20 protein-coding genes are annotated in these 21,506 nt (G+C 37.2%); 19 read left to right on the top strand and 1 reads right to left on the bottom strand.

The features are described 5' to 3' along the window. Positions 1–109: 109 nt before the first annotated feature. The 12 genes from coaBC (at position 110) to spoVM (ending at position 13,054) form a co-directional block, all read left to right on the top strand. Positions 110–1,315: a bifunctional phosphopantothenoylcysteine decarboxylase/phosphopantothenate--cysteine ligase CoaBC gene (coaBC, locus tag DN393_RS09955; RefSeq protein WP_149173478.1), complete on the top strand. Its 1,206-nt coding sequence runs from the start codon at positions 110–112 to the stop codon at positions 1,313–1,315. Beyond that, complete coding sequence (priA, locus tag DN393_RS09960) at positions 1,312–3,717, top strand: primosomal protein N' (RefSeq protein ID WP_064474994.1); 2,406 nt, start codon at positions 1,312–1,314, stop codon at positions 3,715–3,717. Before coaBC ends, priA begins: the two co-directional genes overlap by 4 nt. An 11-nt stretch (positions 3,718–3,728) precedes the next feature. Next, positions 3,729–4,199: a peptide deformylase gene (gene def, locus DN393_RS09965; protein ID WP_000279468.1), complete on the top strand. Its 471-nt coding sequence runs from the start codon at positions 3,729–3,731 to the stop codon at positions 4,197–4,199. 23 nt (positions 4,200–4,222) lie between these two features. Further along, complete coding sequence (gene fmt, locus DN393_RS09970; protein WP_000598793.1) at positions 4,223–5,167, top strand: methionyl-tRNA formyltransferase; 945 nt, start codon at positions 4,223–4,225, stop codon at positions 5,165–5,167. Then, positions 5,164–6,498, top strand: coding sequence for a 16S rRNA (cytosine(967)-C(5))-methyltransferase RsmB (gene rsmB, locus DN393_RS09975; protein ID WP_064474995.1), 1,335 nt, complete (start codon positions 5,164–5,166; stop codon positions 6,496–6,498). Before fmt ends, rsmB begins: the two co-directional genes overlap by 4 nt. A 4-nt stretch (positions 6,499–6,502) precedes the next feature. Next, positions 6,503–7,591: a dual-specificity RNA methyltransferase RlmN gene (gene rlmN, locus DN393_RS09980; protein WP_000450539.1), complete on the top strand. Its 1,089-nt coding sequence runs from the start codon at positions 6,503–6,505 to the stop codon at positions 7,589–7,591. 4 nt (positions 7,592–7,595) lie between these two features. Then, positions 7,596–8,348 (top strand): Stp1/IreP family PP2C-type Ser/Thr phosphatase, encoded by a 753-nt coding sequence (locus DN393_RS09985; RefSeq protein WP_000648694.1) that lies wholly within the window; start codon positions 7,596–7,598, stop codon positions 8,346–8,348. 8 nt (positions 8,349–8,356) lie between these two features. After that, positions 8,357–10,330 (top strand): serine/threonine protein kinase PrkC, encoded by a 1,974-nt coding sequence (gene prkC / locus DN393_RS09990; protein WP_064474996.1) that lies wholly within the window; start codon positions 8,357–8,359, stop codon positions 10,328–10,330. Between the two features lie 268 nt (positions 10,331–10,598). Next, positions 10,599–11,480, top strand: a complete 882-nt coding sequence (gene rsgA / locus DN393_RS09995; RefSeq protein WP_064474997.1) for a ribosome small subunit-dependent GTPase A — start codon at positions 10,599–10,601, stop codon at positions 11,478–11,480. Between the two features lie 2 nt (positions 11,481–11,482). After that, entirely contained in the window at positions 11,483–12,127 is a 645-nt protein-coding gene (gene rpe / locus DN393_RS10000) for a ribulose-phosphate 3-epimerase (protein ID WP_061678216.1), read from the top strand. Positions 12,128–12,226: 99 nt separating this feature from the next. Continuing rightward, positions 12,227–12,907 carry a thiamine diphosphokinase gene (locus DN393_RS10005; RefSeq protein ID WP_064474998.1) on the top strand — a complete coding sequence of 227 codons (681 nt, stop codon included), beginning with the start codon at positions 12,227–12,229 and terminating at the stop codon, positions 12,905–12,907. A gap of 66 nt (positions 12,908–12,973) precedes the next feature. Beyond that, a complete protein-coding gene (spoVM, locus tag DN393_RS10010) occupies positions 12,974–13,054 on the top strand; it encodes a stage V sporulation protein SpoVM (protein ID WP_001213599.1) in 81 nt (26 codons plus the stop codon). 73 nt (positions 13,055–13,127) lie between these two features. Here the strand turns inward: spoVM and rpmB are convergent, their stop codons facing one another. Next, positions 13,128–13,316 carry a 50S ribosomal protein L28 gene (rpmB, locus tag DN393_RS10015; RefSeq protein WP_000124776.1) on the bottom strand — a complete coding sequence of 63 codons (189 nt, stop codon included), beginning with the start codon at positions 13,314–13,316 and terminating at the stop codon, positions 13,128–13,130. Positions 13,317–13,691: 375 nt separating this feature from the next. On the opposite strand from rpmB, the gene DN393_RS10020 reads away from it, so the two are divergent. The 7 genes from DN393_RS10020 to fabG all read left to right on the top strand — a co-directional run bounded on the left by DN393_RS10020 (position 13,692) and on the right by fabG (position 21,455). After that, entirely contained in the window at positions 13,692–14,054 is a 363-nt protein-coding gene (locus DN393_RS10020) for an Asp23/Gls24 family envelope stress response protein (protein WP_000021109.1), read from the top strand. A gap of 22 nt (positions 14,055–14,076) precedes the next feature. After that, positions 14,077–15,753 (top strand): DAK2 domain-containing protein, encoded by a 1,677-nt coding sequence (locus DN393_RS10025; protein WP_088047265.1) that lies wholly within the window; start codon positions 14,077–14,079, stop codon positions 15,751–15,753. 283 nt (positions 15,754–16,036) lie between these two features. Continuing rightward, positions 16,037–18,085, top strand: a complete 2,049-nt coding sequence (recG, locus tag DN393_RS10030) for an ATP-dependent DNA helicase RecG (protein ID WP_064475000.1) — start codon at positions 16,037–16,039, stop codon at positions 18,083–18,085. An 88-nt stretch (positions 18,086–18,173) separates the two neighbouring features. Next, complete coding sequence (gene fapR / locus DN393_RS10035) at positions 18,174–18,767, top strand: transcription factor FapR (protein WP_000747354.1); 594 nt, start codon at positions 18,174–18,176, stop codon at positions 18,765–18,767. Then, positions 18,764–19,756: a phosphate acyltransferase PlsX gene (gene plsX / locus DN393_RS10040; protein ID WP_149173479.1), complete on the top strand. Its 993-nt coding sequence runs from the start codon at positions 18,764–18,766 to the stop codon at positions 19,754–19,756. The genes fapR and plsX overlap by 4 nt, the downstream gene beginning before the upstream one ends. Before the next feature lie 14 nt (positions 19,757–19,770). Beyond that, positions 19,771–20,715 (top strand): ACP S-malonyltransferase, encoded by a 945-nt coding sequence (fabD, locus tag DN393_RS10045; RefSeq protein WP_064475002.1) that lies wholly within the window; start codon positions 19,771–19,773, stop codon positions 20,713–20,715. Beyond that, a complete protein-coding gene (gene fabG, locus DN393_RS10050; protein ID WP_064475003.1) occupies positions 20,715–21,455 on the top strand; it encodes a 3-oxoacyl-[acyl-carrier-protein] reductase in 741 nt (246 codons plus the stop codon). Before fabD ends, fabG begins: the two co-directional genes overlap by 1 nt. Positions 21,456–21,506: the final 51 nt, after the last annotated feature.

Consider the following 21,506-nt stretch of genomic DNA (forward strand, 5'->3'; position numbering starts at 1 on the left):
TTTACAAGTAGGTTGTTATTTTTTTACGATAGGGAAGAAATATTGGTACTGACGAGCTGGGAATTCTGTTTCAGTATTATAAGTTTGAAAAAGAAAGAGGACGAGCCATATGCTAAAAGGGAAAAAGATACTTCTATGTGTAACAGGAGGCATTGCGGTCTTTAAAGCGGCTGCGTTAACTAGTAAATTGACACAAGCTGGTGCTATTGTAAAAGTAATGATGAGTGAGTCTGCAATGAAGTTTGTTACGCCTCTTACATTTCAAGCACTTTCTCGCCATGACGTATATACAGATACATTCGATGAGAAAGACTCGGCTGTTATTGCACATATCGATTTAGCAGATTGGGCAGATGTAGTACTTGTTGCACCTGCTACTGCCAATTGTATTGGAAAGTTAGCTGGTGGTATTGCAGACGATATGATTACAACTACTTTGTTAGCTACTACAGCCCCAGTGTGGATTGCACCTGCTATGAATGTGCATATGTATGAAAATAAAATTGTACAAAAAAATATGATGACGTTAAAAACGTTAGGATATACATTTATTGAGCCTGGAGAAGGTTTTTTAGCGTGTGGTTATGTTGCGAAGGGAAGACTAGAAGAACCAGAAGCAATTATTGCACGGTTAGAAGAGGCTTTTTCAGAACAAAAACCATTGCAAGGAAAAAAAATATTAATAACTGCCGGCCCAACTCGTGAAAAGATTGATCCAGTGCGTTTTATGACCAATTTTTCTTCTGGGAAAATGGGATATGCAATTGCGGAAGTGGCAGCGAACTTAGGTGCTGATGTCATACTTGTTTCGGGACCGACAGCATTAAACCCACCAGTACATGTAAATACGGTACAAGTGGAATCTGCACAAGATATGTTAGAAGTAGTTCTGCAACAGTATCAAAACGTAGATGTTGTCATTAAAACAGCAGCAGTTGCAGATTATCGCCCGAAATATGTTCATGATAATAAAATGAAAAAGAAAAATGGTGATGCTGTAATCGAACTCGAGAGAACAGTAGATATTTTAAAAACGTTAGGTGAGATGAAGGATAAACAGTTACTTATCGGTTTTGCGGCTGAAACGACAAAGGTAGAGGAATACGCGACAAAAAAATTACGTGAGAAAAATGCGAATATGATTGTTGCGAACGATGTAAAGGCACAAGGAGCTGGATTTGGTACAGATACAAACATTGTAACAATGTATAGAAAAGATGGAGAAGTTATCGAGTTACCACTTTTAACGAAGAAAGAGGTTGCTCGTGAAATATTAAAGCAAATTGAAATGATGTTAGAAGATGATCGTCTATGAAATTTGCAAGTGTAATTGTTGATGTACCTGCACGTCAGACAGATCGACCATTTGATTATATTATCCCTAAAAAGTGGGAAGATATTGTCCAGACAGGCATGCGTGTAGTAGTTCCATTTGGCCCAAGGAAATTGCAAGGCTTTATTATTGGGATCAAAGATTCGGCTGAAGTAGAAAGTAAGAAGCTAAAGACAATCCATGAAATATTAGATGTAACACAAGTTTTAAACGAGGAATTATTAAAGCTTGGATATTGGCTTACAAGCGAAACGTTATGTTATATGATTTCAGCCTTTCAAGTCATGCTTCCAACGGCGATAAAAGCTACGTATAAAAAGCGTCTACAACTTCGTAAACAAGAAGAAGTAGCACCTGAACTACTGTTTTTATTTCAAGACAAAGAAGCGATAGATTGGGAAGCTATTGAGACGCAGCCGCATCTATACCGAACGATTCAACAAGAAATTAAAAATGGCACGATTGAAGTTGTTTATCAGGTAAAAGATAAAGTGCAAAAGAAGAAACAAAGAGTCGTTCAACCTGAGTTGTCAGAAGATCGATTGGAATTAGCAGCATTTGAACTGAAAAGTAAAAAACAACAAGATGTACTCTATTATTTTGTGGAAAATTATAAAAGTGTGCCGTTGAAAGTGATAACAGAAGAGTTGCAAATAACAGACGCTCCGATTAAGGCACTTGTTAAAAAGGGGCTAATTTCAGAAAAATATGTGGAAGTGTACCGAAATCCGTATGACGATGATGATTTTGAACAAACGAAACCATTCCCACTTACGGAGGAACAACAGCAAGTTATTGCACCGATTTTATCATCAATTACAAATGAAACTTACAATCCATTTTTACTATATGGTGTTACAGGAAGCGGAAAAACAGAAGTATATTTACAATCTATAGCAGCGGTGCTCGCGAAAGGGAAAGAAGCTATTGTGCTTGTTCCTGAAATTGCACTAACGCCTCAAATGGTAGATCGTTTTAAAGGCAGATTTGGCTCGCAAGTTGCGGTTCTTCATAGTGCGCTGTCTGTTGGAGAAAAATATGATGAATGGCGTAAGATTTTAAGAAAAGAAGTGAAAGTTGTAGTTGGTGCACGTTCAGCTGTATTTGCTCCTTTTGAAAATTTAGGGATTATTATTATTGATGAGGAACATGAATCGAGCTATAAGCAAGAAGATAATCCGAGGTATCATGCAAGGGATGTAGCTGTGTGGAGGGGGCAATATCATAAATGTCCTATCGTTCTTGGTAGTGCAACACCGACACTTGAATCGTTTGCAAGAGCGAAAAAAGGTGTGTATGAATTACTAACGATGGAAAAACGTATGAATAAACAAGCTTTACCAACAGTAGAGATTGTTGATATGCGTGAGGAACTTCGTGACGGGAATCGTTCCATGTTTTCGAAGGCATTGCATGAAAAAATAGCAGATCGATTAGAAAAGAAAGAACAGATGGTGCTCTTTTTAAATAGAAGAGGTCATTCTACATTTGTTATGTGCCGTGATTGTGGGTATGTTGTACAATGTCCGCACTGTGATATCTCGCTGACATATCATAAAATGAACCATCGTTTAAAATGTCATTACTGCAGTCACGAAGAGAATATGCCGACTGAGTGTCCTGCTTGTCAAAGTACATATATTCGTTTCTTTGGTACAGGTACACAAAAGGTAGAAGAAGAAATTACAAAACTATTTCCAGAGGCACGAGTCATTCGAATGGATGTAGATACGACAAGTCGCAAAGGAATGCATGAAAAATTATTAAAGGCGTTCGGGGAAGAAAAAGCAGATATACTACTTGGAACACAAATGATTGCGAAAGGGTTAGATTTTCCTAAAGTAACGCTTGTCGGGGTTTTAACTGCAGATACGATGCTTCACTTACCTGATTTTCGAGCGAGTGAAAAGACGTATCAGTTATTGACGCAAGTAAGTGGACGAGCAGGCAGACATGAATTGCCAGGGGAAGTTATAATTCAAACGTATACACCAGAACATTACAGTATAGAGTTAGCAAAGAACCAACAATATGATGTGTTTTTTGACCAAGAAATGCAAATGAGACGAACAAGACAATATCCACCTTATTACTATGTTGTACTTGTAACAGTATCGCATCCAGAATTATTAAAGGCAGTGCAAGTGACGGAAAAAATTGTCGGTCATTTACGGGCACACTGCACGCAGCAAACAATGGTGTTAGGACCGGTTGCTTCAGCAATTCCAAGGATAAAAGATAGATATCGTTATCAATGCATGATAAAATACAAACGGGAACCAAACTTAAAGAACGTGCTCAAAATGGTAAATGAACATTATCAAGCAGAAATGCAAAAAGAGCTACAAATCTCAATTGATTTTAATCCAACAATGTTAATGTAGCGGAGGGAAATATGGCAGTTTTAGAAATAGTAAAGCATCCAAATGAAGTGTTAGAAACACCATGCGAAAGAGTAATTAACTTTGATAAAAAGTTAGTGAAATTGTTGAAAGATATGCATGAAACAATGTTAATTGCGGACGGGGTCGGTTTAGCTGCGCCTCAAGTAGGTGTAAGCTTGCAAGTTGCGGTAGTTGATATCGGTGATGATACGGGGAAAATCGAGTTAATCAATCCATCGATACTAGAAAAACGTGGTGAACAAGTAGGTCCCGAAGGCTGTCTAAGCTTCCCGGGACTTTATGGTGAAGTGGAACGTGCGGATTATATTAAAGTACGTGCGCAAAATCGCCGAGGTAAAGTATTTTTACTAGAAGCAGAAGGATTTTTAGCACGTGCAATTCAACATGAAATCGATCATTTACACGGTGTGTTATTTACATCAAAAGTGACAAGATATTATGAGGAAAACGAATTAGAATAGGTATTAAAAGGAGCGGTTTTTAAATGATAAAAGTAGTATTTATGGGAACACCGGACTTTTCAGTGCCGGTGCTTCGTCGTCTTATCGAAGATGGCTATGATGTAATAGGTGTTGTGACGCAGCCCGATCGTCCGGTAGGTAGAAAAAAAGTATTAACACCTACACCTGTTAAAGTTGAAGCAGAAAAACATGGTATTCCGGTGTTACAACCGTTAAGAATTCGTGAAAAAGACGAATATGAACAAGTCTTGGCATTAGAGCCAGATTTAATTGTAACAGCTGCTTTCGGTCAGATTGTACCAAATGAAATTTTAGAAGCACCGAAGTATGGATGTATTAACGTCCATGCGTCTTTACTACCTGAACTTCGTGGTGGTGCACCAATCCATTATGCAATTATGGAAGGTAAAGAAAAAACGGGTATTACAATTATGTATATGGTAGAGAAATTGGATGCTGGTGATATCTTAACGCAAGTAGAAGTCGAGATTGAAGAGCGTGAAACGACAGGCTCTTTATTCGATAAGTTAAGTGAAGCAGGGGCACACCTTCTATCTAAAACAGTACCTTTATTAATTCAAGGTAAGTTAGAACCAATTAAACAAAACGAAGAAGAAGTAACGTTTGCATATAATATAAAACGTGAGCAAGAGAAAATTGATTGGACAAAAACAGGTGAAGAAGTATACAATCACATTCGCGGATTGAATCCATGGCCAGTCGCTTATACGACTTTGGCAGGACAAGTTATTAAAGTATGGTGGGGAGAAAAGGTCTCTATTACAGAGAAAGCTGAACCAGGTACAATAGTAGCTCTTGAAGAAGATGGATTTGTTGTTGCAACAGGGAATGAGACAGGTGTTAAAATCACTGAATTGCAACCTTCTGGTAAAAAACGTATGAGTTGTTCGCAATTTTTACGTGGCACAAAACCTGAAATTGGAACGAAGTTAGGAGAAAATGCATGAGACAAAATGTTCGTGAGTTAGCTCTTGATGGCTTAATTCAAGTAGAAAAAAGTGGTGCATACAGTAACTTACTTTTAAATAATCTAATTGAAAAAAATGCAATTGATAGAAAAGATATTGGTTTGTTAACTGAAATTGTATATGGAACGATTCAACGTCGTGACACATTAGATTATTATTTACAGCCTTTTTTAAAAAAGAAGGTTGAGGCGTGGGTAAGAGTATTACTTCGCTTATCTTTATATCAAATGATTTATTTAGACCGAGTGCCAGAAAGAGCGGCTATTCATGAAGCAGTTGAAATTGCAAAGCGTCGCGGGCATAAAGGGATTGCTGGTATGGTAAACGGGGTATTACGTTCGATTCAGAGAGAAGGGGTACCTTCTGTAGATGAAATCAAGGATCCAATAGAACGTTTGGCAATTGCAACAAGTCATCCAATGTGGCTTGTGCAAGACTGGGCTTCTGAATATGGTTTAGAGACAGCAGAGAAAATGTGTGAAGTGAACATGTTACCTCCGGTACCAACAGCGCGTGTAAATGTTGATAAAATAACAGTAGAAGAAGCAATTGAGTTGTTGGCTGGTGAAGGTATAGAAGCGAAGCGCGGCGATTTATCAGAGGATGCAATTCAAATTGAAAGAGGGAATGTAGCGCATACAGATGCGTTCAAAAAAGGTTTTCTTTCTATTCAAGATGAAAGTTCTATGCTTGTAGCACGCGCTTTAGAACCGAATGAGGGAGATGTAGTTCTTGATAGTTGTGCTGCTCCGGGCGGAAAGACAACGCACATTGCAGAGCGATTAAAAGGAACAGGTCAAGTTATGTCTCTTGATTTACATGCACACAAAGTACGTTTAATTAAACAACAAGCAGAGAGACTTGGTCTAGAAAATGTCGAAACAAAAGCACTAGATGCTAGAAAAGTGCAAGAACACTTTGCGAATGAAACATTTGATAAAATATTAGTAGATGCACCATGTTCTGGATTTGGTGTGATTAGACGTAAACCTGATATTAAGTTAGGTAAAAATAAAGGCGATAGTGAAAGATTATCGACGATTCAACTTGCAATACTAGAAAAAATAGCACCGTTATTAAAACAAGGTGGTCGCCTTGTTTATAGTACGTGCACAATAGAAAAAATAGAAAATGAACAAGTAATAAAGCAATTTTTACAAGAGCATCCTGAATTTGAATGGGATACTACGATAAAAGATCGCATGCCAGAAAAGTTAAATCCGCATATTGATGAAGGTCAAGTGCGAATTTTACCGCATTATTTTGCAACAGATGGCTTTTATATTGCTTGTTTAAGGAAGAAGGTGTAGCATCGTGGAAACGACTGTGAGAAAACAAAAGAAAAATCTAGAAACGAAGAAACCATCAATTTATTCTTTACAACTTCATGAAATGCAAGATTGGTTAAAGGAACAAGGAGAACCTAAATTCCGTGCAGGACAAATCTTTGATTGGCTATATAAAAAACGTGTAAAAAATTATGACGACATGTCGAATCTTTCTAAAGGATTACGCGATAAATTGTCGAATTCCTTTGATATTACTACTTTAAATACATTGGTAAAACAAACATCTTCTGATGGAACAATTAAATTCTTATTCCAATTATATGATGGTTATTCTATTGAAACAGTGTTAATGCGACACGAATATGGAAATTCTATTTGTGTAACAACACAGGTTGGATGCCGTATCGGTTGTACGTTCTGTGCATCTACACTTGGTGGGTTAAAACGAAACTTAGAGGCTGGAGAGATTGTAGCGCAAGTAGTAGAAGTGCAACGTGCACTTGATGAAACAGAAGAACGTGTAAGTTCGCTTGTTGTTATGGGAATTGGAGAGCCGTTTGATAATTACGACAACTTAATGTCATTCTTACGCATTGTAAACCATGAAAAAGGAATTCATATTGGTGCAAGACATATGACAGTTTCAACAAGTGGAATTGTTCCAAAAATTTATAAGTTCGCTGAAGAAGATATGCAAATTAATTTTGCGATTTCATTGCATTCTGCAAATACAGAGTTACGTTCAAAATTAATGCCGATTAACCGTGCTTATAAGCTACCAGACTTAATGGAAGCTGTTAAATACTATGTAAATAGAACAGGGCGTCGTATTACGTTTGAATATGGCTTATTTGGAGGAGAAAATGACCAAGTTGAGCAAGCTGAAGAACTTGCTGCGCTTTTAAAAGGTGTAAAATGTCATGTAAACTTAATTCCGGTAAACTACGTACCTGAACGTGATTATGTACGTACGCCACGTGAACAAATTTTCTTATTTGAAAAAACGTTAAAAGATCGTGGAGTGAATGTAACAATTCGCCGTGAACAAGGTCATGATATTGATGCAGCCTGCGGTCAGTTACGTGCGAAGGAGCGTAAAGAAGAGACGAGGTGACGAGATGAAAGCCGTGTTTCTATCAGATAAAGGAAAAGTTCGTCAACATAATGAAGATAGTGCAGGAGTTTTTCACAATTTAGATGGAAATATTTTAGCGGTAGTAGCAGATGGAATGGGAGGTCATCGAGCTGGTGATGTAGCTAGCTCGATGACCATTCAATTATTCCATGATTATTGGAAGCAAACGCATAATATGAATGAACCAAAAAAAGTAGAAGAGTGGTTACATACGAGTGTTGGGATTATTAATGAGCGTATATATGAGTACTCTAAGCAACATGTAGAATGTAATGGTATGGGAACAACACTTATAATAGCGATTTGTACGCCAAACTTTGTGACAATAGGTCATATAGGAGATAGTCGTTGTTATATGGTATCAGAGGGAGAAATCTCGCTTGTAACGGAAGATCACTCACTTGTAAATGAACTTGTGAGACATGGTGAAATTTCAAAAGAAGACGCAGAATATCACCCGAAAAAGAATGTTTTGTTAAGGGCATTAGGAACAGAAGAAAAAGTCGGATTAGATGTTAAAACATTGGTGCTTGAGGAAGATGATCAGTTACTTCTTTGCTCTGATGGGTTATCTAACAAAGTTTCTATTGCTGATATGCAACAAATTTTACAGTTAAATGAACAGCTTGAAACTAAGGGACAACGTCTCATTCAATTGGCGAATGATCGTGGCGGGGAAGATAATATCACCCTTGTTCTTATTGATTATGCGGGTTCGACAAACGAAAGTAGGTGAAGTGCAACGTGCTGATTGGAAAACGCTTAAATGACCGTTATAAGCTGCTGAAAATGATTGGTGGTGGTGGAATGGCCAATGTGTATTTAGCTCATGATGATATACTTGGCCGAGATGTAGCGGTAAAAATATTAAGACTCGACTATTCAAATAACGAAGAGTTTATTAAACGTTTCCATCGAGAAGCGCAGTCTGTTACAACGTTGTCGCATCCAAATATTGTGAATATGTATGATGTCGGAGAAGAAGATGGTATATATTATCTTGTAATGGAGTATGTACCAGGACAAACATTGAAGCAATACATAATTGAGCGAGGGATGTTACCTATAGGAGAAGCTCTTGATATTATGGAGCAGTTAACATCCGCCATGGCACACGCCCATCATTTTGAAATTGTGCACCGTGATATTAAACCGCACAATATTTTAATTCGAGCTGATGGAGTAATAAAAGTAACAGATTTTGGAATTGCGACAGCTACAAGTGCAACAACAATTACACATACAAATTCGGTACTCGGTTCGGTGCATTACTTATCACCAGAACAAGCACGCGGCGGGATAGCAAATAAACAATCAGATATTTATTCCCTAGGAATCGTTATGTTTGAGTTGTTAACAGGAAGACAACCGTTTTCTGGCGAATCTGCTGTTGCTATAGCTTTAAAACATTTACAAAGTGAAATTCCGTCTCCAAAAAGATGGAATGAAAATATTCCGCAAAGTGTCGAAAATATTATATTAAAGGCAACTGCGAAAGATCCGTTTCACCGATATCAATCTGCCAATGCGATGAAACGAGATATTGAAACTGCGTTATATCCAGAGAGGGTAAATGAGCAGCCATTTTACATACCGGAAGATATGGAAGCGACAAAAGCGATTCCAATTATTCAACAAGAACAATTATTCCAAAATGTAACTGATGAAACAATTGTTTTAAAAGGAAGTAAAGTGGATGAGCAGACAAGAAAAGAAGAAACGGATTTAAATAAGAAGAAAAAACGAAGTAATAAATGGCTCAAAATTTTAATTACAACATTTTTACTTTTAGCGATTGGAATAACGTTAGCGCTTACTGTTGTTCCAGGATTCTTTATTCCAAAAGATGTAAAAGTCCCTGATGTGGCTGGTATGAAATATACGACAGCAGTAAATACATTAGTTGAAAAGGGTTTTGAGATTACGGAACCTAATATTGTATATACAGATGATGTTGAAACCGGTGATGTGATAAAAACAGACCCCGTAGCAGGAAGAGTCGTGAAAGAAAACTCTAAAATTACTATCTATCAATCAGGTGGAAAAAAGAAAAGTAAGATGAGTGATCTCACAGGAAAAGATTTTGAGAGTATAAGGAATGAATTAGAAGAAAAATATAAGCAAGTTACAATAAATTTTATTGAAAATGATAGGCCAAAAGGTGAAATCGTAGAGCAAATTCCGACGCCTGATCAAATGGTAGTAGAGGCGGAACAAGAACTAAAAATTTGGGTAAGTAAAGGTCCTTATCAAATTAGACCAGGTGATTTTTCAGGATGGACTGAAAATAGCGTAAATGGTTATTTGAATGAGAGAAAACTAACTCCAGATATAAAACGAGAGTATTCCGATACTGTTGATAAAGGACTTGTAATTTCGCAATCTCCAAAACCAGGAACGCCGTTAAAAGAAGGAGATAAAGTGACGATTATCATTTCAGAGGGGCCTAAGCCGAAAGTAACGAAAACAGTGAAAGTGGATAATATTTCTATTCCGTATGAGTCTTCTATAATTGGTGAGAAAAAACCGCAAACAATAGAAATTTATAAAGAAGATATGCAACAAAAAATGGATAGACCAATTGAAACTAGAACAATTTCAGAGTCGGCAACTATTTCTTTAGAATTTGTAATTCAAGAAGGTACAAAAGGACACTATAAAATTGTACGAGATGGTGTAACGATTATCGACAAAGAAGTACCATACCCAACTCAATAATAATGACTTCCATTTTCTTTCTAGAGGGGATGGAATGTATTACTCTTGCCTGTTATGCTGTCTACATATAGTGGACTGTATAACAGGCAAAAATATATGATTCAAAAAGCTATAAAAGTGATACTGTTATAAATAATATTTTAAATTTGATGGTAGATTAAATATATTAACTTGTATATATGACGGGTTTTGAAATAAGTATTTAAAGAATTTTAAACCATTCAATATTAATGACAGCTTCACTTTATACAAAATAAAGGAGAATTATATGCCAGAAGGAAAAATTGTAAAAGCTCTAAGTGGATTTTATTATGTGCAGCATGAAGAAGGGATTACACAATGTCGCGGGCGTGGTGTGTTCAGAAAAAATAAAATTACACCACTGGTAGGAGACCAAGTTGTTTTTCAAGCAGATAATCCAACTGAAGGATATGTACTTGAAGTATTTGATCGAAAAAATGAACTTGTTAGGCCTCCTATTGCTAATGTTGATCAAGCAATTCTCGTTTTCTCTGCAGTAGAACCAGATTTTAACCCGGGACTATTAGATCGATTTTTAGTGCTGATTGAATATCATAACATTAAGCCGATTATTTGCATTAGTAAGATGGATTTAGTGGATGAAAAAATGAGAGAGACTGTTGAATCTTATGCAAATGACTATCGTGAGATGGGATATGATGTGTTATTTACTTCTATAAACACATCGGAAAGTATTGATATTTTAAAACCATTCTTAGAAGGTTGCATTTCTGTTGTTGCAGGGCAATCTGGTGTTGGAAAATCTTCTATGCTTAACGTTTTACGTCCAGAGTTAGAACTGAAAACGAATGATATTTCCTCGCATTTAGGACGCGGGAAACATACGACAAGACACGTGGAATTAATTGCGGTTGGAAGCGGACTAGTTGCAGATACACCTGGTTTTAGTTCACTTGATTTCATAGATATAGAGGTAGAAGATCTTACATATTGTTTTCCAGAGTTGAAAGAAGCGAGCCAATACTGTAAATTTAGAGGGTGTACACATCTTGCTGAACCGAAATGTGCTGTGAAGACAGCGGTTGAAGAAGGGAAGATTACAGAATATCGTTATAAAAATTACAAACAATTCGTAGAAGAAATTAGAGAGAGAAAGCCGAGGTATTAGTTATGATTAAAATTGCACCATCGATCTTATCAGCAGATTTTTCAAAATTAGGGGAAGAGATTAAAGATGTAGAAAAAGGCGGAGCGGATTACATTCACGTCGATGTAATGGATGGACATTTCGTACCAAATATTACGATTGGACCATTAATTGTAGAAGCTATCCGCCCAATTACATCTTTACCATTAGATGTACATTTAATGATTGAAAATCCTGATAACTATATCCCGACTTTCGCAAAAGCGGGAGCGGATATTATTACTGTTCATGTAGAGGCGTGCCCTCATTTGCATCGTACAATTCAGCTAATTAAATCTCATGGCATTAAAGCGGGAGTTGTATTAAATCCGCATACGCCAGTTTCGACGATTGAGCATGTATTAGAAGATATCGATATGGTATTACTTATGACAGTAAACCCTGGATTTGGTGGACAGAAATTTATCCATTCTGTATTACCGAAAATTAAACAAGTGGCAGAAATGGTTAAAGAGCGCAATCTAGAAGTAGAAATTGAAGTTGATGGTGGTGTAAACGCTGAAACAGCACGACTTTGTGTTGAAGCAGGAGCAAATGTACTTGTAGCTGGATCAGCAGTATACAATCAAAAAGACCGCGGTGAAGCAATTCGTGTCATTCGTGGATAATGAATGAACGAGTCTTTATCCCAGTGAAACTTCTAGTGTAGTAAGTGTTCACTATTTATAAAGGATAGAGAAAAAACATGTAAAAAGGCAATCTACCGAATGGCAGATTGCCTTTTTACAATAGAAGGGGAAGGAAACATGATTATTCATATTTTAGCGGGTGGACCTGCGGAATATTGTGCAGATTTTTCTCGATATGAAAATGAGAAAGTAGTATGGGCAGCAGTTGATAGAGGAGTATATCGTCTATTAAAGGGAGGAATTACTCCAACTGTTGCGTTTGGAGATTACGATTCAGTTACTGAAGAGGAATTAGTATGGATGGGCCAGCAAACAAATGACTTACATATTGTTCCTCGTGAAAAAGATCAAACAGATTTAGAAATTGCGATTAACTGGGCGTTAGAACAAAATCCCACATTGATTCGTATTTTTGGTGCCACTGGTGGAAGGCTGGATCACGGTTTAGCAAATATACAGATGCTTTTAAGAGGGTTAGAAGTAGGGGTAGAAATGTGTATTGTAGATAATAAAAATGAAATAAGCGTGAAAAAAGTGGGTACACATATAATTGAAGACAATAAAAATTTCCCTTATGTATCTTTTGTACCGGTTACTGAAATAGTAGAAGGGATTACATTACTTGGTTTTAAGTATCCTCTAACTAATAAAACAATAGAATGGGGATCAACACTTTGTATTAGTAATGAACTCGTTGAGGAAAAAGGTACTTTTTCATTTACTTCTGGCATATTAATGGTGATAAGAAGCACTGATTAAAGAAACAATTTTGCTCCTTACATCATATAGTGAACAAGTGGAGTAATGGGGATTAGGAGGGAAACCATGAGATTTTATACAATTAAGTTACCTAAATTTCTTGGTGGAATTGTTCGTGCCATGCTAAATACCTTCAAAAAAGATTAAAAAAAGCACCTATTACCGGTGCTTTTTCCATTGTCATAGTAAAAAAAGAGCCTAGCGGCTCTTTTTTTTATTATTAAACACGTTCGATTTTGCCAGATTTTAATGCTCTAGCAGAAACGTAAACACGTTGAACTTTTCCGTCGATGCGTACGCGAACTTTTTGAAGGTTAGCGCCCCATTTACGTTTTGTAGCGTTCATTGCGTGAGAACGAGAGTTACCAGAACGAGCTTTTCTTCCAGTGATAGCACAAACACGAGCCATTTATATTTCCCTCCCTTGATACCTTACCATACGTAATTTTTCAATGTTAGTCTTTTTTGCGATGCTAAAAACACTACTATAATTTAACACAACTAAAAAGAGAATGCAACACCGTAGAAAAAAGAAATCAAGAAAAATTACTTGACACCATATGTCGATGATGAAAAGTTGAAATCAAGAAAAATTGCTTGACATATTATAGTGGTACATGTTGTATAATAACAATGGACTATTTTGCTCATCATAAAAAATGTGATTTAAAACATAAAATATGAGAGTGAAAAGAAAGAACGATGGAATTTTCTTTAAAAAGATTATATGATAGTAACTAAAGTAGTCTAGCTCACTTTCACCATTTATGAAGGGGGAAACGAGATGTCAATTGAAATTAAAACGAAGTATGGTCAAATTGATATTAGTACAGATGTAATTGCAACAATTGCTGGAGGTGCCGCAGTAGATTGCTACGGTATCGTAGGTATGGCATCAAAAAATCAGTTAAAAGATGGTTTAACAGACATTTTACGAAAAGAAAACTTCACTAGAGGTGTTATTGTTCGTAAAGATGAAGATGAAGTACATATTGATATGTATATTATTGTGAGCTATGGTACGAAAATTTCAGAAGTAGCACATAACGTGCAGACGAAAGTGAAATATACATTAGATCAAACTGTAGGACTAGCAGTAGATTCTGTAAACATCTACGTACAAGGAGTTAAAGTAATAAACTTGTAATGTGCATTAAGGAGGAAAATCTGTGTCAATTCAAAAAATTGATGGGAAACGTTTATCACAAATGATCATGCAAGGAGCGAATAATTTAACAAATAATGTTCAGCTTGTTGATGCATTAAACGTATTTCCAGTTCCAGATGGCGATACCGGTACAAACATGAACTTATCAATGACTTCAGGCGCACGTGAAGTGAAAGCAAATCCTTCACAGCATGCTGGTAAAGTCGGCGTAAGTTTAGCCAAAGGATTATTAATGGGAGCTCGTGGTAACTCTGGAGTTATTTTATCTCAGTTATTCCGTGGTTTCTCTAAATCCATTGAACAAAAAGAAGAATTAACAACAGTTGATTTTGCTGCAGCTTTAGATGCTGGGGTAGAAGCGGCTTACAAAGCGGTTATGAAACCGATTGAAGGAACGATTTTAACGGTTGCAAGAGAAACGGGTAAATATGCAGTGACAGTTGCGAAAAAACAGCGCGACTTTGTTTTGTTTATGGAAGACGTTGTGAAAGAAGCGAATGCATCGTTAAATCGTACGCCAGATTTATTACCTGTATTAAAACAAGTTGGCGTTGTAGATAGCGGTGGTAAAGGTCTTGTTGTTGTATACGAAGGATTTTTAGCTGACTTAAAAGGAGAAACGATTTCTTCTAATGTGTCTGCCCAACCATCTATGAATGACATGGTACGCGCAGAACATCACCGTAGTGTACAAAGCCAATTGAGTACAGAAGATATTAAGTATGGATATTGTACGGAATTCATGGTGAAATTAGAGCCTGAAAAAATGAAAGAACATAATTTCTCTGAACAAAAGTTCCGTGAAGATATTAGTGTGTACGGAGATTCACTACTTGTTGTATCAGATGATGAGGTTGTTAAGGTTCATATTCATGCGGAACATCCTGGAGATCCTATGAATTATGGACAACGCTATGGTAGTTTAATTAAGATTAAAGTAGAAAATATGCGTGAACAGCATACGGCTTTATTAGATGAGCCTACTATGATGCCTGAGCCAACTAGCCAGTCTAAAGAGAAACAACAGTACGGTATCGTAACTGTTGCTATGGGATCTGGTATCAAAACTTTATTTGAGAGCATTGGCGCGACGAAAGTTATCGAAGGTGGCCAAACGATGAATCCAAGTACGGAGGATATTGTGAAGGCGATTGAAGAAGCGAATGCTGAAAAAATCATTATTTTACCGAACAACGGAAATATCGTGATGGCAGCAGAACAAGCAGCGTCAGTTGTGGATCAAGAAGTGATTGTAATTCGTTCAAAAACAGTTCCTCAAGGTATGGCTGCAATGTTAGCATTTAATCCAGTTGGAACGTTAGAAGAGAACGAAGAAAACATGAAAGAAGCTTTATCTCATGTGAAAACCGGTCAAATTACGTATGCTGTACGTGATACGGAAATTGATGGTGTAGCAATTCAAAAAGATGATTTCATGTGTATTGCAGATGGGAAAATCGTATCAACAAATGCTGCAAAAGTAGGAGCTGCAAAGCAATTACTAGAAGCACTTATTGATGAAGATTCTGAAATTGTAACGATTCTACAAGGTGAAGATGCAACTGACGAAGAAGTAGCTGAGTTAGTTGCATTTGTAGAAGAGAATTTTGAAGATGCAGAAGTAGAAGTACATGCTGGAAACCAACCGGTGTATTCGTTTATCTTCTCTGTAGAATAAGAAAAAATTCGTTTTGAAAATAAATGGATTACTTACTTGCTAATGGATAAGAAGTAGTAATATGAAGTTCATTACTAGTTCTTATTCAAAAGGCTAGCATATTGAAGATAAAAAAGAGCCTTGCTGCTAATAGTGAGGCTCTTTTCTTTCGTATTGCTTATGAGGGATTTGAGTAGTTTCTCTAAGAATGCCTATGATAGAATATATAGGGTGAAAGAGAGCGATTACAGATGTCAATAGTATGAATGAATCAAAGAAAATAATGTGACGGAGCGTGAGAATCTTGAATGAAGTTGTACAAGTTCCTGTTACGGATGTAAAGGGAATCGGAGGAGAAACATCTGAATTACTACACGAGATGGGAATTTATACAGTTTCTCATCTATTAGAACATTTTCCGTACCGTTATGAAGATTATGCGATGAAAGATCTTGCTGAAGTAAAGCATGATGAACGTGTAACAGTTGAGGGAAAGGTTCATAGTGCTCCTTTACTGCAATATTATGGGAAGAAGAAGTCGCGTCTTACGGTTCGTGTCCTCGTCGGTCGTTATTTAATTACAGCTGTATGCTTTAATAGGCCGTACTATAAGCAGAAGTTAAATTTAAATGAAACAGTAACGATTACTGGTAAATGGGATCAGCACCGTCAAACGATTGCGGTATCAGAGCTTCATTTTGGACCAGTTGTACGTCAACAAGAAGTAGAGCCTGTATACTCAGTGAAAGGGAAACTTACAGTAAAACAGATGCGCCGTTTTATCGCCCAAGCGTTCAAGGAGTATGGAGAATCTATAGTTGAAGTGTTACCTGATGGATTGCTAAGTCGATATAAATTATTGCCGCGTTATGAAGCGATTCGGGCGTTGCATTTTCCAGCAGGACAGGAAGATTTAAAACAAGCACGTCGCCGTTTTGTATATGAGGAGTTTTTCTTATTTCAGCTGAAAATGCAAACATTACGGAAAATGGAGAGGGAAAATTCGAAAGGGACGAAAAAAGAAATTCCTTCAGCAGAATTGCAAGAGTTTATCGATGCACTTCCGTTTCCATTAACTGGTGCACAGCGTCGGGTAGTAGATGAAATTATGAAAGATATGACATCTCCTTATCGGATGAATCGTCTGTTGCAAGGTGATGTAGGTTCTGGGAAAACAGTCGTTGCAGCAATTGGCCTTTATGCAGCGAAGTTAGCACATTATCAAGGTGCTTTAATGGTTCCTACAGAAATTTTAGCAGAGCAACATTATCAATCGCTCGCAGAGACGTTCTCGCACTTTGGTATGAATGTTGAATTGTTAACCAGTTCTGTTAAAGGTGTAAGGCGTCGAGAGATTTTGGCAAAATTAGAACAAGGAGAAATAGATATCCTTGTTGGAACACATGCTTTAATTCAAGATGAAGTTATCTTTCATAGGTTAGGTCTTGTTATTACTGATGAACAACATCGATTTGGTGTAGCGCAGCGACGAGTTTTAAGGGAGAAAGGTGAAAGTCCGGATGTTTTATTTATGACGGCGACGCCAATTCCGCGTACGTTAGCAATTACTGCATTTGGAGAGATGGATGTTTCTATAATCGATGAGATGCCAGCTGGTAGAAAGGTAATTGAAACATACTGGGCAAAACATGATATGTTAGATCGAGTTCTCGGTTTTGTGGAGAAGGAGATAAAAAAAGGAAGACAAGCATATGTTATTTGTCCCCTTATTGAAGAATCTGAGAAACTTGATGTGCAAAATGCGATTGACTTACATAGTATGCTGACTCATCATTATCATGGGAAATGTCAAGTCGGATTAATGCATGGCAGACTCTCATCTCAAGAAAAAGAAGAGATAATGGGACGATTTAGTGAAAATAAAGTGCAAATTCTTGTGTCGACAACAGTTGTTGAAGTAGGTGTGAACGTACCGAATGCGACTGTAATGGTTATTTATGATGCAGAGCGTTTCGGTTTATCGCAGCTCCATCAGCTCAGGGGACGTGTTGGGCGTGGTAGTGAACAATCATATTGTTTATTAATCGCGGATCCAAAATCGGAAACGGGAAAAGAGCGAATGCGTATTATGACCGAAACGAATGATGGATTTGTATTGTCAGAAAAAGATTTAGAGTTAAGAGGTCCTGGAGATTTCTTTGGAAGTAAGCAAAGTGGTTTACCAGAATTCAAGGTTGCTGATATGGTACATGATTATCGAGCGTTAGAAACAGCTAGACAAGATGCGGCGTTACTAGTAGAGTCAGAAGCGTTTTGGCATAATGATCAGTATGCTTCGCTGCGTACTTATCTTGACGGGACAGGTGTGTTCCAAGGAGAGAAGCTCGATTAAAGGGAGGCAACGAAAGTTTTTGTTGCATTCTACTTTTAATGATTATATACTACTGTTAGTACCTAGTCATAAAAATGGATGGTGCGGTATGAAAAAAAGAAGAAGTAAAAAAGAAAGACAAGAATTATTACAACAAACAATAGAAACGAATCCTTTTATTACGGATGAAGATTTAGCAGAAAAATTTCAAGTGAGTATACAAACCGTACGTCTTGACCGTATGGAATTATCTATTCCTGAATTAAGAGAAAGAATTAAACATGTAGCTACAAAGCAACATGAAGAAGATGTAAAATCTTTACCGTTAGAAGAGGTTGTCGGAGAAATTATCGATATAGAATTAGATAGACATGCGATTTCTATCTTTGAAGTGAAGGTAGAACACGTATTTAAAAGAAATCAGATTGCCCGTGGGCATCATTTGTTTGCACAAGCAAACTCACTAGCTGTTGCAGTTATTGATGAAGAATTAGCTTTAACTGCAAAGTCTACCATTCGATACATTCGTCCTGTAAAATTAGGAGAGCGTGTTGTTGCAAAAGTGCGCGTTGAAGATGTAGAGAATGATAAAGGACGGACCGTTGTCAAAGTGCGTAGCTTTGTTGGAGAAGAACTTGTTTTTACAGGCACTTTTGAAATGTATCGATCTAGTAATTATAGTGAGGAAGGTAACAACTTATGAAAATCGCAATAGATGCAATGGGCGGCGATCATGCTCCAAAGGCTGTCGTATTAGGAGCAATGAAAGCTATTAAAGAATATTCTGATTTACATATTATGTTAGTAGGGAAAGAAGAGGAAATTCGTCAATACTTAACGAGTGAAGAGCGAATTACTATACTTCATACAGATGAAAAAATCGAATCGACAGATGAACCAGTAAGAGCGGTTCGTCGAAAAAAACAAGCTTCAATGGTACTAGCAGCGCAGCAAGTGAAAGACGGCGTAGCCGATGCTTGTATATCAGCTGGTAGTACAGGAGCTTTAATGGCGGCTGGATTGTTTGTTGTAGGTCGTATGGAAGGAATTGAGCGACCAGCTTTATCCCCTACAATGCCAACTGTTGATGGAGAAGGTTTTGTTATGTTAGATGTTGGAGCGAACGTTGATGCAAAACCAATTCATTTATATCAATATGCAGTAATGGGATCTGTATACGCTGAGAAAGTAAGAGGAATTAAAAATCCTCGCGTTGGACTTTTGAATGTTGGAACAGAGGATGGCAAAGGGAACGAACTTTCAAAACAAGTCTTTGCAATGCTTAAGGATGCCCCAATTCATTTCGTTGGGAACGTTGAATCAAGAGATTTATTGCAAGGTGTAGCAGATGTTGTTGTGTGTGATGGTTTTACAGGGAATGTAGCGCTGAAATCATTAGAAGGAACAGCACTTGCGTTATTTTCTATGTTAAAAGAGCAGTTAATGAGTTCATTTACGAGCAAATTAGCAGCAGCGGTATTAAAGCCAAAACTTATGGTATTAAAAGATAAAATGGATTATTCGGAGTATGGAGGAGCGGCATTATTTGGATTGAAAGCTCCTGTCATTAAGGCTCACGGTTCTTCTAATGACCAATCAATATTTAGTGCGATTCGTCAAACGAGAGAAATGGTAGCGAAAGAAGTTATTCCTACTATTTCAAGCGTAATGGAGAAAGAGCCACTCCAATAAGAGGAGGATTTGAAATGGGAAAACTAGCATTTCTTTTTCCGGGCCAAGGTTCACAGGCAGTTGGAATGGGTAAACAGTTAGCGGAGAATAATAAAGAGGTTGCAAATGTGTTTGCAAAAGCAGATGAGGTGTTGCAAGATTCACTTTCAGAAGTGATTTTTGAAGGGCCGCAAGAAAAGCTTACGTTAACGACAAATGCACAGCCTGCCTTATTAACAACGAGTTTTGCTATTTTGACAGCTTTGAAAGAGTATGATATTACACCAGACTTTGTTGCAGGACATAGTTTAGGTGAATATAGCGCTCTTGTAGCAGCGGGTGCAATAACTTTTGAAGACGCTGTATATGCTGTAAGGAAACGTGGGGAATATATGGAAGAAGCTGTTCCTGGCGGAGAAGGTGCAATGGCGGCTATTTTAGGTGCTGATCCACATATGCTGAAACAAGTTACAGAAGAAGTAACAAGTGAAGGATATGCAGTGCAAATCGCTAATATGAATAGTACGAAGCAAATTGTGATTTCTGGAACAAAGCAAGGAGTCGAGATTGCTTCTCAAAGAGCGAAAGAAAATGGTGCAAAGAGAGCAATTCCGCTTAAGGTAAGTGGACCGTTCCACTCTTCGCTTATGAAGCCAGCAGCGGAGAAGTTCCAAAGTGTCTTAAATGAAATTACAATTCAAGATACGAATATTCCTGTTATCGCAAATGTAACAGCAGACGTTATTACAAGTGGTGCACATATTCAAGAAAAGCTAATTGAACAGCTCTATTCGCCTGTCTTATGGTACCCGTCCATTGAAAACATGGTGAGTCAAGGGGTAGATACATTTATTGAGATTGGACCTGGGAAAGTACTTGCTGGACTTATGAAGTCAATTGATCCATCAGTAAAAGCATATGCGATATATGATGAAGAGACATTAAAAGATACCATTTCAAATTTGAGAGGAGAAAACTGATGTTAAAAGGGAAAGTGGCATTAGTAACTGGCGCTTCACGTGGAATTGGTCGTGCGATTGCGATTGATTTAGCGAAACAAGGGGCAAATGTTGTAGTAAATTATGCTGGTAATGAGCAAAAGGCAAATGAAGTAGTTGATGAAATAAAGAAATTAGGTTCGGATGCAATTGCAGTAAGGGCAGATGTTGCAAATGCTGAAGATGTTACAAATATGGTGAAACAAACTGTAGATACATTTGGACAAGTTGATATTCTTGTAAATAATGCAGGTGTAACAAAAGATAATTTATTAATGCGTATGAAAGAAGAAGAATGGGATACAGTTATTAATACAAACCTAAAAGGTGTATTCTTATGTACGAAGGCAGTATCTCGATACATGATGCGCCAGCGTCATGGACGTATTATTAATATCGCTTCTGTTGTTGGAGTGACAGGTAATCCAGGACAAGCAAACTATGTTGCTGCTAAAGCGGGTGTAATTGGATTAACAAAAACATCAGCAAAAGAGTTAGCGAGCCGTAATATTACTGTAAATGCAATTGCTCCTGGGTTTATTGCGACTGATATGACGGATGTATTAGATGAAAATATAAAAGCCGAAATGTTAAAGTTAATTCCTGCAGCTCAGTTTGGTGAAGCGGAAGATATCGCAAATACTGTAACGTTTTTTGCTTCTGATCAAAGCAAATATATTACAGGGCAAACGTTAAATGTTGATGGCGGAATGGTAATGTAATAAAAGAATCGATTTCAACTAGTTTTTTTGTCCAATATTTAATATAATATT

Source organism: Bacillus sp. BPN334 (assembly GCF_008368885.1).
GTDB classification, from domain to species: Bacteria; Bacillota; Bacilli; order Bacillales; family Bacillaceae_G; genus Bacillus_A; species Bacillus_A wiedmannii.

Bases quoted from the DNA above. Each gene is read 5' to 3' on its own strand.
- def (WP_000279468.1), top strand. From the start codon at position 3,729: ATGGCAGTTTTAGAAATAGTAAAGCATCCAAATGAAGTGTTAGAAACA.
- fabG (WP_064475003.1), top strand. From the start codon at position 20,715: ATGTTAAAAGGGAAAGTGGCATTAGTAACTGGCGCTTCACGTGGAATT.
- DN393_RS09985 (WP_000648694.1), top strand. From the start codon at position 7,596: ATGAAAGCCGTGTTTCTATCAGATAAAGGAAAAGTTCGTCAACATAAT.
- rsmB (WP_064474995.1), top strand. From the start codon at position 5,164: ATGAGACAAAATGTTCGTGAGTTAGCTCTTGATGGCTTAATTCAAGTA.
- rpe (WP_061678216.1), top strand. From the start codon at position 11,483: ATGATTAAAATTGCACCATCGATCTTATCAGCAGATTTTTCAAAATTA.
- DN393_RS10005 (WP_064474998.1), top strand. From the start codon at position 12,227: ATGGCAGATTGCCTTTTTACAATAGAAGGGGAAGGAAACATGATTATT.
- fmt (WP_000598793.1), top strand. From the start codon at position 4,223: ATGATAAAAGTAGTATTTATGGGAACACCGGACTTTTCAGTGCCGGTG.
- coaBC (WP_149173478.1), top strand. From the start codon at position 110: ATGCTAAAAGGGAAAAAGATACTTCTATGTGTAACAGGAGGCATTGCG.
- rsgA (WP_064474997.1), top strand. From the start codon at position 10,599: ATGCCAGAAGGAAAAATTGTAAAAGCTCTAAGTGGATTTTATTATGTG.
- fapR (WP_000747354.1), top strand. From the start codon at position 18,174: ATGAAAAAAAGAAGAAGTAAAAAAGAAAGACAAGAATTATTACAACAA.
- rpmB (WP_000124776.1), bottom strand. From the start codon at position 13,316: ATGGCTCGTGTTTGTGCTATCACTGGAAGAAAAGCTCGTTCTGGTAAC.
- plsX (WP_149173479.1), top strand. From the start codon at position 18,764: ATGAAAATCGCAATAGATGCAATGGGCGGCGATCATGCTCCAAAGGCT.
- DN393_RS10020 (WP_000021109.1), top strand. From the start codon at position 13,692: ATGTCAATTGAAATTAAAACGAAGTATGGTCAAATTGATATTAGTACA.
- spoVM (WP_001213599.1), top strand. From the start codon at position 12,974: ATGAGATTTTATACAATTAAGTTACCTAAATTTCTTGGTGGAATTGTT.
- priA (WP_064474994.1), top strand. From the start codon at position 1,312: ATGAAATTTGCAAGTGTAATTGTTGATGTACCTGCACGTCAGACAGAT.
- fabD (WP_064475002.1), top strand. From the start codon at position 19,771: ATGGGAAAACTAGCATTTCTTTTTCCGGGCCAAGGTTCACAGGCAGTT.